14 protein-coding genes and 1 tRNA gene are annotated in these 13,662 nt (G+C 73.8%); 8 read left to right on the forward strand and 7 right to left on the reverse strand.

What is annotated here, in order from left to right:
• Window positions 1–252 precede the first annotated feature (252 nt).
• The 3 genes from EV567_RS25735 to EV567_RS25745 are packed head-to-tail and all read left to right on the forward strand — an operon-like array spanning window position 253 to window position 2,662.
• Complete coding sequence (locus tag EV567_RS25735; RefSeq protein WP_407071622.1) at window positions 253–1,275, forward strand: hypothetical protein; 1,023 nt, start codon at window positions 253–255, stop codon at window positions 1,273–1,275.
• Window positions 1,276–1,326: 51 nt separating this feature from the next.
• Complete coding sequence (locus EV567_RS25740) at window positions 1,327–2,052, forward strand: molybdopterin-dependent oxidoreductase (protein ID WP_242621003.1); 726 nt, start codon at window positions 1,327–1,329, stop codon at window positions 2,050–2,052.
• Window positions 2,036–2,662: a cytochrome b/b6 domain-containing protein gene (locus EV567_RS25745; protein WP_130444145.1), complete on the forward strand. Its 627-nt coding sequence runs from the start codon at window positions 2,036–2,038 to the stop codon at window positions 2,660–2,662. The genes EV567_RS25740 and EV567_RS25745 overlap by 17 nt, the downstream gene beginning before the upstream one ends.
• A 70-nt stretch (window positions 2,663–2,732) precedes the next feature.
• Here the strand turns inward: EV567_RS25745 and EV567_RS25750 are convergent, their stop codons facing one another.
• Window positions 2,733–4,130 (reverse strand): GntP family permease, encoded by a 1,398-nt coding sequence (locus EV567_RS25750; protein ID WP_130444147.1) that lies wholly within the window; start codon window positions 4,128–4,130, stop codon window positions 2,733–2,735.
• A gap of 187 nt (window positions 4,131–4,317) precedes the next feature.
• Complete coding sequence (locus EV567_RS25755) at window positions 4,318–4,833, reverse strand: gluconokinase (protein WP_130444149.1); 516 nt, start codon at window positions 4,831–4,833, stop codon at window positions 4,318–4,320.
• A gap of 129 nt (window positions 4,834–4,962) precedes the next feature.
• Between EV567_RS25755 and EV567_RS25760 the strand changes: the two genes are divergently transcribed.
• Window positions 4,963–5,664, forward strand: coding sequence for a FadR/GntR family transcriptional regulator (locus EV567_RS25760; protein ID WP_130444151.1), 702 nt, complete (start codon window positions 4,963–4,965; stop codon window positions 5,662–5,664).
• Between the two features lie 9 nt (window positions 5,665–5,673).
• Here the strand turns inward: EV567_RS25760 and EV567_RS25765 are convergent, their stop codons facing one another.
• Together EV567_RS25765 and EV567_RS25770 are read right to left on the reverse strand one after the other, a co-directional pair.
• On the reverse strand, window positions 5,674–6,099 hold the full coding sequence (locus EV567_RS25765; RefSeq protein WP_130444153.1) for a YchJ family protein: 426 nt from the start codon (window positions 6,097–6,099) through the stop codon (window positions 5,674–5,676).
• A 132-nt stretch (window positions 6,100–6,231) separates the two neighbouring features.
• A tRNA-Leu gene (locus EV567_RS25770) sits at window positions 6,232–6,316 on the reverse strand.
• A 181-nt stretch (window positions 6,317–6,497) separates the two neighbouring features.
• Here EV567_RS25770 and EV567_RS25775 point away from each other — a divergent pair.
• The 3 genes from EV567_RS25775 to EV567_RS25785 all read left to right on the forward strand — a co-directional run bounded on the left by EV567_RS25775 (window position 6,498) and on the right by EV567_RS25785 (window position 9,243).
• Window positions 6,498–7,826, forward strand: a complete 1,329-nt coding sequence (locus EV567_RS25775) for a M20/M25/M40 family metallo-hydrolase (protein ID WP_130444155.1) — start codon at window positions 6,498–6,500, stop codon at window positions 7,824–7,826.
• A gap of 169 nt (window positions 7,827–7,995) precedes the next feature.
• Entirely contained in the window at window positions 7,996–8,229 is a 234-nt protein-coding gene (locus EV567_RS25780) for a chaplin (RefSeq protein ID WP_130444157.1), read from the forward strand.
• A 144-nt stretch (window positions 8,230–8,373) separates the two neighbouring features.
• Window positions 8,374–9,243, forward strand: coding sequence for a chaplin (locus EV567_RS25785; RefSeq protein WP_130444159.1), 870 nt, complete (start codon window positions 8,374–8,376; stop codon window positions 9,241–9,243).
• A 78-nt stretch (window positions 9,244–9,321) separates the two neighbouring features.
• Here the strand turns inward: EV567_RS25785 and EV567_RS25790 are convergent, their stop codons facing one another.
• Window positions 9,322–9,510, reverse strand: coding sequence for a DUF5703 family protein (locus EV567_RS25790; RefSeq protein WP_130444161.1), 189 nt, complete (start codon window positions 9,508–9,510; stop codon window positions 9,322–9,324).
• Between the two features lie 47 nt (window positions 9,511–9,557).
• Here EV567_RS25790 and EV567_RS25795 point away from each other — a divergent pair, with 47 nt between their 5' ends.
• Window positions 9,558–10,238 carry a hypothetical protein gene (locus tag EV567_RS25795; protein WP_130444163.1) on the forward strand — a complete coding sequence of 227 codons (681 nt, stop codon included), beginning with the start codon at window positions 9,558–9,560 and terminating at the stop codon, window positions 10,236–10,238.
• A gap of 83 nt (window positions 10,239–10,321) precedes the next feature.
• Here the strand turns inward: EV567_RS25795 and EV567_RS25800 are convergent, their stop codons facing one another.
• Together EV567_RS25800 and EV567_RS25805 are read right to left on the reverse strand one after the other, a co-directional pair.
• Window positions 10,322–12,571 (reverse strand): helix-hairpin-helix domain-containing protein, encoded by a 2,250-nt coding sequence (locus EV567_RS25800; RefSeq protein ID WP_130444165.1) that lies wholly within the window; start codon window positions 12,569–12,571, stop codon window positions 10,322–10,324.
• Entirely contained in the window at window positions 12,568–13,554 is a 987-nt protein-coding gene (locus EV567_RS25805) for an aldo/keto reductase (RefSeq protein ID WP_130444167.1), read from the reverse strand. Before EV567_RS25805 ends, EV567_RS25800 begins: the two co-directional genes overlap by 4 nt.
• Between the last annotated feature and the right edge of the window lie 108 nt (window positions 13,555–13,662).

The raw sequence follows: 13,662 nt of genomic DNA on the forward strand, positions 1-13,662 counted from the left end.
GGGTCCGGGGCCGTGGGCGCGGGGCGGCCGTACCGCCATGGTCCGCGACCTCGGCGGCCCGCGCCATGGCGTACGCCACATCGACTGTGGCGCAACCGCTTCCACCAGCGGGGACTGTCACCAAGTCCCTTCTACCATGCGATAGTTGACACCTGTCACATGGGCGGGCTCCTTGACGGTAAGCGCTCGCTGACGTTTGGCTGTGCGCCGATCGGCCGTTCGCGTGCCGATGCCAGGCCCGTCACGAGGAGGGTGAGAAGACCCCCGGTGCCACTGATCCCGACCCCGCGCACGCCCCGCCCCGGACCCGAGGCCCTCGACGACACCGAGCTGGCCGCCGCCCGGACCGACCTCGCCGAGGGTCGCTGGCAGACCGCCCGCTCCCTGCTCGCCCGGACCGGCGACGACTGGGACCGCCGCGGTCACCGCCTCACCGTCCTCGCCCTCGACCCGGCCGCCGTCCCGCACGCCCACGCGTGGCTGTGCGCCGAACCCGGATCCGCCGACGCCACCGCCCTGCTCGCCCTCGCCCGGGCACGCCGCGCCCTCGCCGGCGCCGAGGACCCCGCCGCCGCCCGCGCCGCCTGCCGGGAAGCCGCCGCCCTCGCACCCGCCGACCCCACCCCCTGGCTCGGCCTCCTCCAGCTCGAACACACCGGCGGCGCCGACGCCGTACGGATCTTCGAGGAGATCACGACCCGGCACCGCGACCACCACCACGCCCACCACCTGATGGTCGCCCTGCTCGCCGAACGCCGGGCCGCCGCCGGCCCCGACCCGCTCCACGAGGTCTACGCGTTCGCCACCCGGGCCGCCGAACAGGCCCCCGCCGACTCGCCCCTCGCCATCCTCCCCGTCGTCGCGCACGCCGAGCGCTACCGCGCCCTCGCCGTCCGCGGCCTCGCCCCCGCCGACCCGGCCACCGCACCCCACTGGCGCGACCACCGGTCCGGCGCCGTCATGAGAGCCGCCTTCGACTGGTGGCTCGAATGGGAGCACGACGACCACCCCCGCCGCCTGATCGACCTGAACTACCTCGCCCACGCCAAGATCTGCGAAGGCCGGCCCGCCGAGGCCGCCGCCCTGTTCCACCGCATCGGCGACCACGTCACCCCCGCCCCCTGGTCCTACCCCGACCGCGACCCCTACGCCGCCTTCCGCGCCGCCCGCAGCCGCTCCCTCGGCACCCGGCTCCACCCGCTGCCCGCCCGACCCCCGGCCGGGGAACCCCCTACGGGCAGCGCCACCCCCGCCGCCTCCTTACAAAGTCCTTAACGGCACCGGAAACCCTGGCCCCGCGGTCCCCCCGAGTGCTCGAATGGAAAGGTGAATCCCGAACCGCCCGAGGAACGGGGCGCGCCCATGGGCCGCCGCGTCTTCCTCGGCACCCTCGGCCTGGGCGCCCTCGGCGTCCTCGCCGCGCCCACCCTGCAACGCGGCCTGGAGGACTTCCTCGGCGGCGCCGCCGACAAGGACCCCACCGGCCTCACCGGCCTGCTCCCCAACGGCGGCGGCTTCCGCTACTACTCCGTGGCCTCCTCCGTCCCGCACAAGGACGCCGGGTCCTACCGCCTCACCGTCGACGGCCTCGTCGACCGGCCCGCCGCCTACACCCTCGCCGAGCTCAAGGCCCTGCCGCAGACCCGCGTGGTCAAGGACGTGCAGTGCGTCACCGGCTGGCGGGTCCCCGGCACACCGTTCGAAGGCGTCCGCCTCTCCACGCTGCTCGACGCGGCCGGCGTGCGCGCCGACGCCGGCGCGGTCCGCTTCACCTGCTTCGACGGCGTGTACTCCGAGAGCCTCACCCTCGCCCAGGCCCGCCGCTCCGACGTCCTGGTCGCCCTGCGCATGCGGGACGAGGACCTCGGCCACGACCACGGCGGCCCGGCCCGCCTGTACGTCGCCCCCATGTACTTCTACAAGTCGGCCAAGTGGCTCTCCGGTATCACCGTCACCGAGGAGGTCCGGCCGGGCTACTGGGAGGAGCGCGGGTACGACGTCGACGCCTGGGTGGGCCGTTCGAACGGGCGGGACGATGAGCCTACGAGCTGACGCCCCGCCGGCCGCCCCCGCCCGCGTCCACCGCTTCAGCCGCGCCGAACGCTGGATCCACCGCCTTACGGCCGTCCTGATGGGCGTCTGCGTGGTGACGGCGTCCTTCCTCTACGTCCCCGAGCTGGCGCGGCTCGTCGGCCGCCGCGAGCTGGTGGTCCGCGTCCACGAGTGGGCCGGCCTCGCCCTGCCCGCGCCCGTCCTGGCGGGCCTCGCCTCCCGCGCCTTCCGCGCCGACCTCGGCCGACTCAACCGGTTCGGCCCGCACGACCGCCGCTGGCTGCGGGCCGCCCTGCGCCGGGACCGGCGACGCGCCTCCCGCCCGGCCGGCAAGTTCAACGCGGGGCAGAAGGTCTACGCGTCGTGGATCGCCGGGGCCACGCTGGTCATGCTCGGCACGGGGCTGCTGATGTGGTTCACCCACCTCACCCCGCTGGTCTGGCGGACCAGCGCGACCTTCGTCCACGACTGGCTGGCCCTGACCGTCGGCATCGTCCTCGCCGGCCACATCGGCATGGCCCTCGCCGACCCCGAGGCCCGGCGCGGCATGCGCACCGGATCCGTGAGCGAGGAATGGGCCGAGCGCGAGCACCCGCTGTGGCGCCGGTGACCGGAACGCGGAAGGGGCGCGCGGATCACCGCGCGCCCCTGACGTCCCCCTTGGGAGTTCGCCCCTGCCTCTATATGACCAGCGACAACAACAGCACCAGCCCGCCGGCGACCACGGAGATGATCGTCTCCATCACCGACCAGGTCCTGATGTTCTGCCCGACGCTCAGCCCGAAGTACTCCTTCACCAGCCAGAACCCGGCGTCGTTGACATGGCTGAAGAAGAGCGAGCCGGCGCCGATGGCCAGGACCAGCAGGGCGGCGTGGGCCGTCGACATGTCGGCGGCCAGCGGGGCGACCAGCCCGGCCGCCGAGATCGTCGCCACCGTCGCCGAACCGGTGGCCAGCCGGATCGCCACCGCGATCAGCCACGCCAGCAGCAGGGCCGGGATCGACCAGTCCTTGGAGACGTCCAGCACCATCTGCCCGACGCCGCAGTCGATCAGCGTCTGCTTGAAGCCGCCGCCCGCGCCGACGATCAGCAGGATGCCCGCGATCGGCGCGAGCCCCTTCTCGACGAGCTGCGAGACGCGCTCCCTGGAGAACCCGGCCGGCCTGCCCAGCGTGAAGATGCCCACGAGCACGGCGGCGAGCAGGGCGATCAGCGGCGAGCCGACGACGTCGAACACGCGCTGCACGGTGGTGTCGGGGTCGTCCACGACGATGTCGACCAGCGCCTTCGCCAGCATCAGCACGACCGGCAGCAGGATGGTCGCCAGCGTCGCGCCGAAGCCGGGCCGCCGCTCCAGTTCCTCCGACGGCCGCTGCGGGATCATGCGGTCCGGGGCCGGGACGTCCACCCAGCGGGCGGCGTACCGGGAGAAGACCGGGCCGGCGATGACGACGGTCGGGACGGCCACGAGCACGCCGAGCGCGAGCGTCACCCCCAGGTTGGCGCCGATCGCGTCGATCGCGACCAGCGGGCCGGGGTGCGGCGGCACCAGCCCGTGCATCACGGACAGACCGGCCAGCGCCGGGATGCCGATCCGCATCAGCGAGTAGTTGCCCCGCTTGGCCACCATCAGCACCACCGGGATCAGCAGCACCACGCCGACCTCGAAGAACAGCGGCAGACCGATCACCGAGGCGATCAGCACCATCGCCCACGGCATGGAACGGCCGCCCGCCTTGGCGAGGATGGTGTCGACGATCTGGTCGGCGCCGCCGGAGTCGGCGAGCAGCCTGCCGAGGATCGCGCCGAGCGCGATCAGCACGCCCACACCGGCGACCGTGGTGCCCAGCCCGGTGGTGAAGCTGGCTATGGCCTTGTCCAGCGGCGCCCCGGCGAACGCGCCGAGCGCGAGCGAGCCGATGGTCAGCGCCAGGAAGGCGTGAAGCTTGAACTTGGTGATGAGCAGGACGATGAGGGCGATGCCCGCCAGCACGGCGATGCCCAGCTGCGCGTGGCCGGCCGAGGTGATGGGCTCGGCCGAGTCCGCTGCCAGCATCTCGACGCTGAGTCTGGTCACGGGGGTTCCTTGCAGATACGGGGACGGGGGAGGGGTGATGCGAGTACTACGGGTACGGGGGACTGCGGGTACGGGTGCTTCGGGGTACTACGGGTGCGAGGAGTACGGGCGCCGCAGGTACTACGGGCACGCACGGGCCACCGCTACGGGGGGCGCCCGCGGGTACTGCCGCTTCGGGTGCCTCCGGCTAAGACGCGTCCGGAAGCTGCGCCAGGGCCTTGGCGGCCCGCTCGGTGATCTCATCGGGGGAGCCGGAGACGTCGACCGCCGCCCCGGCCTCGTCCGCGCCCAGCGGCTGGAGCGCGGCGAACTGGGAGTCGAGCAGCGCGGTCGGCATGAAATGCCCCTGCCGCTGCCCCATCCGGTTCTCGATCAACGCCCGGTCGCCCGCGAGGTGCACGAACACCACTCCGGGCGCGGCGGCCCGGAGCCGGTCGCGGTACGACCGCTTGAGCGCCGAGCAGCTGACCACCCCGCCGAGCCCCGCCCGCCCCTGCGCCCAGGCGCCGATGGCGTCCAGCCACGGCCACCGGTCGTCGTCGTCGAGCGGGGTGCCGGCCGACATCTTGGCGATGTTGGCCGGCGGGTGGAAGTCGTCACCCTCGGCGTACGGGACGCCCAGCCGGGCCGCGAGCAGGGGACCGATCGTGGTCTTGCCCGTGCCGGCGACGCCCATCACCACGACGACGTGCGGGGTGCGCATCTCTGCCTCACTGTCTTCCTCGACACCGATGTCGACGACACTGAAACGCATTAGGTACGACGAATTCAAGAGACTGTGGCAAATAAGTCTGACTTTTTGAGTCCTTGATCCACCCCGTACGCTGAGTGCATGACCACTCCGGGCCGGGGTCTGCACGGCCGAGTACTGGACGCCCTCGGCCCCGCGATCACGGCGGGCGACTACCCGCCGGGGAGCGTGCTGCGGACCGACGAGCTGGCCCAGCGCTTCGACGTCTCCCGCTCCGTGATGCGCGAGGCGGTCCGCGTGCTGGAGTCCATGCACCTGGTCGAGTCCCGCCGCCGCGTCGGCGTCACGGTCCGCCCCAGGGCGGAGTGGAACGTCTACGACCCGCAGGTCATCCGCTGGCGGCTGGCCGGCGCCGACCGCCCCCACCAACTGCGCTCGCTCACCGTGCTGCGCTCGGCGATCGAGCCGGTCGCGGCGGGCCTGGCCGCCCAGCACGCCACGGCGGAGCAGTGCGCCGAACTGACCGAGTGCGCGCTCGGCATGGTCGCGAACTCACGCGGCCACAGGCTGGAGGGGTACCTCTTCCACGACGTGGCCTTCCACCGGGTGATCCTCACGGCCTCCGGCAACGAGATGTTCGCCCGCCTCGGCGACGTCGTCGCGGAGGTCCTCACCGGCCGCACCCAGCACGAGGTCATGTTCCACGACCCCGACCCGGCCGCCGTCACCCTGCACGTCCAGCTCGCCGAGGCGGTCCGCGAGGGCGACGCCGAGCGCGCGGAGCGGCTGACCCGGGAGGTCACCGCGGGCGCCCTCAAGGAACTGGACATCCTCGCCCCGTAAGGCCGAGGGTCAGGCCGCGTCCGGGAACTCCCCGTCCACGTACACCCACGCCCCTTCCACCCGCTCGAACCGGCTCCGCTCGTGCAGCGCCCCGCCCCGGTAGGACGCCCGGAACTCCACCACGCCGGTGGAGTGGAACGCGGAGCCCTCGGCCGTGGCGAGGATCTCCAGGCCGGTCCACCGCGTGCCGGGATCGAGGTCCAGCCCCGCAGGCCGGGTCCGCGGATGCCAGGTCCGCATCAGATACCCCGCGTCGCCCCGCACGAAGGCGCTGTACCGCGAACGCATCAGCGCCTCGGCGGTCGGCGCGACGGCCGCACCGGAGTGGAAACGACCGCAGCAGGCCTCGTAGACCTCGGGCAGACCGCAGGGACAGACGGCGGCAGCGGGGGCGGGCCGGGCCGGACGCCCGGAGCGGGCGGTACGTCGGGACATGCCCCCCATTGTGCCGGGCGCCCGCACCGGGCCACCGAAGGGCTCCGGACCCCGACGAGCGCGGCCGGAACACGCCCCCGGACACGACTGAGGGCCGCGACCTCGACGGTCGCGGCCCTCACTCATCTTCAGTGTCCGAGGGGGGACTTGAACCCCCACGCCCGATAAAGGGCACTAGCACCTCAAGCTAGCGCGTCTGCCATTCCGCCACCCGGACAAGGTGTCTGTCGTGCGGGTTTTCCCCGCGGCGACGACGTAAACATTACCAGGCTTTCGAGGGTGCCCGATCACGGGCCGGGCGTGAACGGCGTGTGACGGGCCGGGAGCGCTCTTGGGCGAGCGGCGGGGGAGAGGGAGGATGAAGGGGACCACCAGCAGTGACAGCGGGAGGAAGCAGCGTGAGCGCGACGGACGACACGGCCAGGGGCGTCACCGGCGAGGACGAGGTCGTGGACCTCTGCCGCGACCTGATCCGGTTCGACACCAGCAACTACGGCGACCACTCGGGTCCGGGTGAGCGCAAGGCGGCCGAGTACGTCGCCGAGAAGCTCGCCGAGGTGGGGCTGGAGCCCCGGATCTTCGAGTCCCACCCGGGCCGCGCCTCCACGGTGGCCCGCATCGAGGGCACGGACCCGAGCCGGCCCGCGCTGCTCATCCACGGCCACCTCGACGTCGTACCGGCTAACGCGGCCGACTGGACCCACGATCCCTTCTCCGGCGAGGTCGCCGACGGGTGCGTGTGGGGGCGGGGCGCCGTCGACATGAAGGACATGGACGCGATGACCCTCGCGGTCGTCCGCGACCGGCTGCGCTCGGGCCGCAGGCCCCCGCGCGACATCGTGCTCGCCTTCCTCGCCGACGAGGAGGCCGGCGGCACCTATGGCGCACGCCACCTCGTCGACCGCCACCCGGAGCTCTTCGAGGGCGTCACGGAGGCGATCAGCGAGGTGGGCGGCTTCTCCTTCACCGTCGACGACAAGCGGCGGCTCTACCTGATCCAGACGGCCGAGAAGGGCATGCACTGGATGAAGCTGACCGTGGCCGGCACCGCCGGGCACGGCTCGATGATCCACCGGGACAACGCGATCACCGAGCTGTCCGAGGCCGTCGCCCGCCTCGGCCGGCACCGCTTCCCCGTACGGGTCACCAAGACCACCCGGGCCTTCCTCGACGAGCTCGGCGACGCGCTCGGCACCGAACTGGACCCGGAGGACATGGAGTCGACGCTCGCCCGGCTCGGCGGCATCGCCAAGCTCATCGGCGCGACCCTGAGCAACACCGCCAACCCGACGCAGCTGGGCGCCGGTTACAAGGTCAACGTGATCCCCGGCGAGGCCACCGCCCACGTCGACGGCCGCTTCCTGCCCGGACACGAGGAGGAGTTCCTCGCCGACCTGGACCGCATCCTCGGCCCGAACGTGCGCCGCGAGGACGTGCACGCCGACAAGGCCGTCGAGACCACCTTCGACGGGGCGCTGGTGGAGGCCATGCAGTCCTCGCTGCTCGCCGAGGACCCGACCGCCAAGGCCATCCCGTACATGCTCTCCGGCGGGACCGACGCCAAGTCCTTCGACGACCTCGGCATCCGCGGCTTCGGCTTCGCCCCGCTCAAGCTGCCGCCGGAGCTGGACTTCGCCGGCATGTTCCACGGCGTCGACGAGCGAGTGCCGGTGGACGGGCTCCAGTTCGGCGTGCGGGTGCTCGACCGCTTCATCGACGCGTCCTGACTCCTCCCGCTGAAACGACACTTCAGCATTCGGCCGCCTGTACGGACGTGACTGGGACGAGTGAATGCGCCGATAAGCGCGTAGCCCCACTAATTCCTCCTCGTTACTGGTGATGCGATCCGCTGCTTGGGATCGCTTTGCCGACAAGGTTTGCCAACAAGGAGGAACAATGATCAAGAAGGTCGCCGCCGTTGCGGCTGCCACCGGTGGGCTGGTTCTCGCGGGCGCGGGCATGGCCGCCGCCGACTCGGGTGCTCAGGCCGCCGCCGTGCACTCCCCGGGCGTCGCTTCCGGCAACGTGATCCAGGTGCCCCTGCACATCCCGGTCAACGTCTGCGGCAACACGATCTCGGCGATCGGCGCGCTGAACCCCGCCTTCGGCAACGCCTGCCTCAACAAGTGACATCGACCCGCTGAGGGGTCGTCCACACCGTCGGCTCCGGAGCGCACGCCATGCGCTCCGGGGCCTACCGGTCTTTTTCTCGAGGCATTCCTTGTCGGCGTGAAACGCCGAAGACATTCGACGAAGAAAGCAAGGGATTCAGTCATGCGACAGGTCACCCGCAAAGGCCTCATGACCGTGGCGGCCGCCACGGGCGTGATCGCCGCCGCAGGCGGCTACGCCCACGCCGACTCCGGTGCGCAGTCAGGCGCGTCCCACTCGCCCGGCGTGCTCTCGGGCAACACCGTCCAGGTGCCGGTGGACGTGCCGGTCAACGTCTGCGGCAACACCGTCGGCGTCATCGGCGCCCTCAACCCGGCCATGGGCAACGCCTGTTCCAACCGGAGCGACCGCGGCGGCCGGTCGGAGGGACGCGACGGCGGCCACTCCGGTCACGGCGACCAGGGCGGTTACGGCGGTCACGGCGGCTACGGCGACCACGGCGGCTACGGCGGCCACGACGACCGCGGCCACGGAGGCTCCCGCGCGCACGGCGGCCACGGCGGCGCGCACGCGGGCGGCCGCACCGAGGGCTCGCCCGGCATCGGCTCCGGCAACCACGTCCAGGCGCCGGTCCACGTGCCGGTGAACGTCTGCGGCAACGGCGTCGACGCCGTCGGCATCCTCAACCCCACCATGGGCAACCGCTGTGACAACGACAGCCGCCCCGCCCCCGACTGGGACTACGGCACGCCGCCCGGCGGCGAGCACCAGCCCCCCGAGCCCGGCAACCAGAACCCCGGCACCCCGACCAACCCGGGCACCTCCAGCCCGACCACGCCCGAGGGCAAGCCGTCCACGCCGCGCCACGTGACCCCGGCGAGCTCCTCCACCGCACACCGGCCCGCAGGCCGGGCCACCGCACAGCTCGCCACCACCGGCAGCGAACTCCCGCTGGGCCTCGCCGTGCCCGTCGGCGCCGGCGCGCTGCTCGCGGGCGCGGTCCTCTACCGCAAGGCGCGCCCCCAGGCGTAGCCGGCACCCCCACGGCACCGCGCACGACGGAGCGGGCCCCGCCTCGGCGGGGCCCGCTCCGTTCGCGTCATCCTCGGCTCACCAAGTGGCCCGCACCTGGCGGATGATCCGTCGCCTCAACCGCACCCTGCGGCTGCCGTCCCGCAGCAGGCTCAGACGGTGCAGCTCCCAGTTCCCGTACTCCGCGTGGTCCGTCAGCAGTCGTGTCGCCTCGCTGCGGGAGACCCCACGCGGTACGTACACGTCGACAAATTCGTATTCCGGCATCGCATCTATTGTGCGGTCTGGGGCCCGGTACGGATAGCGTCTGCACTATGTCTGATGCTGCGCAGCCCACCGCTGCCGAGGTACGCGCCGCCGCCGAGGCGGTCAAGACCGCGCTCGACCGCCACCTGGCCGCGGTCGAACGCAGGACGGGAGAGGACGACCAGGCCGTCTACGAGGCCTTCAACCAGCTGGCCGCGGCCGCCGAGGCGTACGACGAACTGCTCTACGACCGCTACGACGAGGTCACCCCCTTCGAGATCCCCGCCGCGGAGGACGCGCTGCCGCCGTACGCGGGTCCCGAGGAACCGAACGCGCTCAGCGTGCTGATCCGCCGCGACTACTCCGTGGCGGAACCGCAGCGGCTGCTGGCGCAGGCCCAGCGGGTCGAGGCGGCGGAGTCCGACGGCGCCGGCACGGACACGGAGGCCTCCGGCACCGTCCACGGGGCGCTCGGCCTGCTCTTCGGCGAGTTCGAGCCGGACGAGATCGCCTCCCGGCACAAGGAGTTCGGCCTGGAGGAGGGCGACTCCACGCTCTGGGTCGTGGCCGCCGACGAACCGGCCGACCCCGGCGACTGGCTGGAGACGCCGTTCGACCAGCCCGACCCCGAGCAGGTGGTGTGCCGCTTCGACGTGAGCTCGGTCTTCGACGACGAGCTGGACGACGTGGACGAGGACACGGACGACGAGGGCGCGGCGCCGCTGGACGGGCACCGCGCCGACCGGTGACGCCGTGAGGCAGCACGTGACGTGACGCGGTGACGGCGGCGGTCGACGGCAGGGGAGACCCGCCGTGACCGCCGCCGTCCGCGTCAGCCCGCCGCCGGCACCTGGGCGCGCAGCAGCGCCGGCAGCCGCGTCGTGCGGGGCTTCGGCCCGACCTCGGCGACCGCCCGGGGCAGGGCCTGCTCGACCCCGTGCACCACGGACAGATGGCGCTCCGCACACCCGAACGCCGTGTACACCCAGGGGCGGGACAGGGCCTGAGCCGCGTCGCCCGGCAGCACCACGACCGCCGCCGGCCACCGGCCGCCCACCGCCTGGTGCGCCGTGAGCGCCCACCCGTGCCGCACCGACTGCTCCACCCGCTCCTTCGGCACGACCACGGCGATGTCCGCGCAGGACAGGTGCAGGCCGTCCGCGTCGGCCCCCACCACCTGACCCGGCACCGTACGGCCCGGCGCGGGCGTGTACGCGATCCGGTCACCGGGGTCGAAGCCGCCGAAGCGGCCCGGGCCGGGGTTGAGGCGCTCCTTCAGCGCCGCGTTCAACGCGCGGGTGCCCGCCGCGCCACCGTGGCCCGGGGTGATGACCACCGTCTGCTCCGGGGCGATGCCGAACGCGCGCGGCACGGAGTCCACGACGAGCTGCACGGTCCTGTGCACGGCCTCGCCCGCGTCGCGCACCGGCACGATCACCAGCTCCTTGCCGGGCGCCTCGACCTGGTTCAGCTCACCGACGCCGATGCCCGAGATCAGCTCGCCCAGCGGCCCGGGGTCGGGCGTGCGCGAGGCGATCTGCGGGCACACGCGCGCCGCGAGCAGGTCGGCGAAGACCCGGCCGGGACCGGCCGACCACAGCAGCGCCGGGTCCCCGCCGAGCACCAGCCGGGCCCCGTCCGGCAGGGACTCCACCAGCACCGCGGCGCTCTCCACGTCGAGCTGCGGCGTGTCCGGAAGGATCAGCAGATCGAGGGCCAGGGCGCCGTCGGCGTCCCGGCCGGGCCCCTCGGCGCCCGCGAGCAGACCGGCGACGGTGACCACGTCCTCGCCCGGCTCCTTCAGCAGGGCGGCGAACCGGCGCCGCCCGTCCGGGGTGTGGCACGCGGCGACCGCGCGCAGGCCGAGAGACCGGGCGGCGGCGAGCAGGGCCGCCGGCTCGGCGCGGGCGGCCTCGCCGCCGGTGTGCAGCACCAGCCCGTGCCCGGCGACCGCGCGGATCAGCTCGGCCGCGCCGCCGGACGCCCCGGCCACGGCCTGCTCCCACCGCGCCGGGGCGTCCTCGGCCGGCGAGGTGGCCACCCGGGCCAGGCCGTCGGCGAGGCTCTCCTCCGCGAGCGCGTACCGCTCCAGCCCGACCAGGACCCGGACCGGACGGGCCTCCTCCTCGCCCTCCTCGCCCGACGCGTCGGCGGGCTTCGTGGCCCCGGGCTCGTCCAGGGCGTCCTGGAAGACGAGGGCCTCGCCCTCGGCGAGCGTGCTCTGCACGGCCGCGTCGCCGTCCCGGACGCCCTGCCGGCCGAGCGCGGTGGTCAGCGCGGGCAGCTCCAGCGCGGTGTGCCCGGCCAGGGCGGCCTGCTCCAGCAGCCACACCGTGACCGCGCGGGCGCGCCGCTCGTCGTCGGGCGCGCAGTCGGGGCCGAGCAGCGCCCGCGCGAAGCCGTCGGCCTGCTCCGGCCGGACTCCGGGGACGCGCAGCAACTGCCAGGGGTCTTCGGACAGCGTCTCCCCGGCACCCTCGCCGAGCACGGCCGCGACCTGCGGCGCGAGCGACTCGGGGGCGCCCGCGCCGGTGAGGACGCGGCGCACGGCCGCCACGGTCTCCGGAGCGGGCCCCTGCGGGGCGGGCGCGGGGGCGGGCTGCGGACGGCGCACGGGTTCCTGGGCGGCGGGGCGGCGCGGGGCGGGTTCGGGGTCGGCGAAGACCGTGGCGGCCGGTTTCGCGCCGCCCTCCACGGCCCGCACCGCGGCGAGCAGATCGGCGGCCTTCCCGCTGAGCTTGCCGCCCGCCTCGACGGGCCCCTGCCGCTCGGCCTTGCGCCGCTCGATCCGCTCCCGCTCCACCTTCTGAGCCGCGAGTTCCGCCTGGGCCTCGGAAGCCTTCCCTTCCTCACCCTCGGCCCGAGCGTCCGCCGCAGGCTCCGCGGGCTCGCCGGGGGGCGCGTCGACGGCGGGGCCCGCGGCCTGCGTGTCCGCGGTGCTCCCGCCGGCTTCGGCGGCCTCGGCGACCTCGGTGTCGTCAGCGGTCTCGGCCGGCGTCGGTTCCGTCTCCGAAGGGCCCGTCTCCGGGGTGGCCGGCCCGGTGGGCGCCTCGTGCTCCGGGGGGTCCGGCTCCGTGCTCACAGCGTGCTCCAGTCGTGATCGGGATAGCGGTGCACCGGCGCCGACACATCGTCGAGCGCACGGCAGATCTCGTCAGGAAGACTAAGGGCCTCCACTGACAAAGCCCCCGTGAGCTGCAGCGCGTTGCGCGGGCCGATGATCGGCGCGGTCACGCCCGGCCGGTCGCGGACCCACGCGAGGGCCACCTGCAACGGGGTCACCGCGAGCCCGTCCGCCGCGGTCGTCACCGCGTCCACGATGCGGCTCGCCGTGTCGTCGAGGTAGGGCTCCACGAACGGCGCGAAGTGCTCGGAGGCGCCGCGCGAGTCCGGGGGCAGCGCGTCGCCCCGGTACTTGCCGGTGAGCACGCCCCGCCCCAGCGGAGAGGACGGCAGCAGCCCGATGCCCAGATCCAGCGCGGCCGGCAGCACCTCGCGCTCCACGCCCCGCTGGAGCAGCGAGTACTCCATCTGCGTGCCGGCCAGCCGGGTGCGCGTGCCCGGCGCGGCGAGCTGCCAGGTCGCGGCCTTGGCGAGCTGCCAGCCGCAGAAGTCGGAGACGCCGGCGTACCGGGCGCGCCCGCTGGCCACCGCGATGTCGAGCGCCTGGAGCGTCTCCTCCAGCGGCGTGTCCGGGTCGTACGCGTGCACGTGCCACACGTCGACGTGGTCGGTGCCGAGGCGGGCGAGCGAGGCGTCCAGCGCGGCGAGCAGATGCCCGCGGGAGCCGTCGAAGCGCCGGTCCGGGTCGGGCACGCTGCCCGCCTTCGTGGACAGGACCAGATCCCGGCGCGGGATCAGCCCGTCCATGAGCCGCCCCAGCAGGTACTCGGCCTCCCCGTCGCCGTACACGTCCGCGGTGTCGACGAGGGTGCCGCCCGCCTCCCAGAACGTCTTCAGGAGGTCCGCGGCGTCATGCTCGTCGGTGTCGCGGCCCCAGGTCAGGGTGCCGAGCCCGATCCGGGACACGCGCAGGCCCGTACGGCCGAGATGCCTCTGCTCCATGGACGCCGAGATTACTGGCCAGAACTGGGCCATGGGTTGCCTGTGGACAACGGTTCCGGCCGCCGCGCCCCGGATCGGCGCAGGCCGGAGGCCCGCCCGGCGGACGCG

It is taken from the genome of Streptomyces sp. BK239, assembly GCF_004217285.1.
GTDB lineage: Bacteria > Actinomycetota > Actinomycetes > Streptomycetales > Streptomycetaceae > Streptomyces.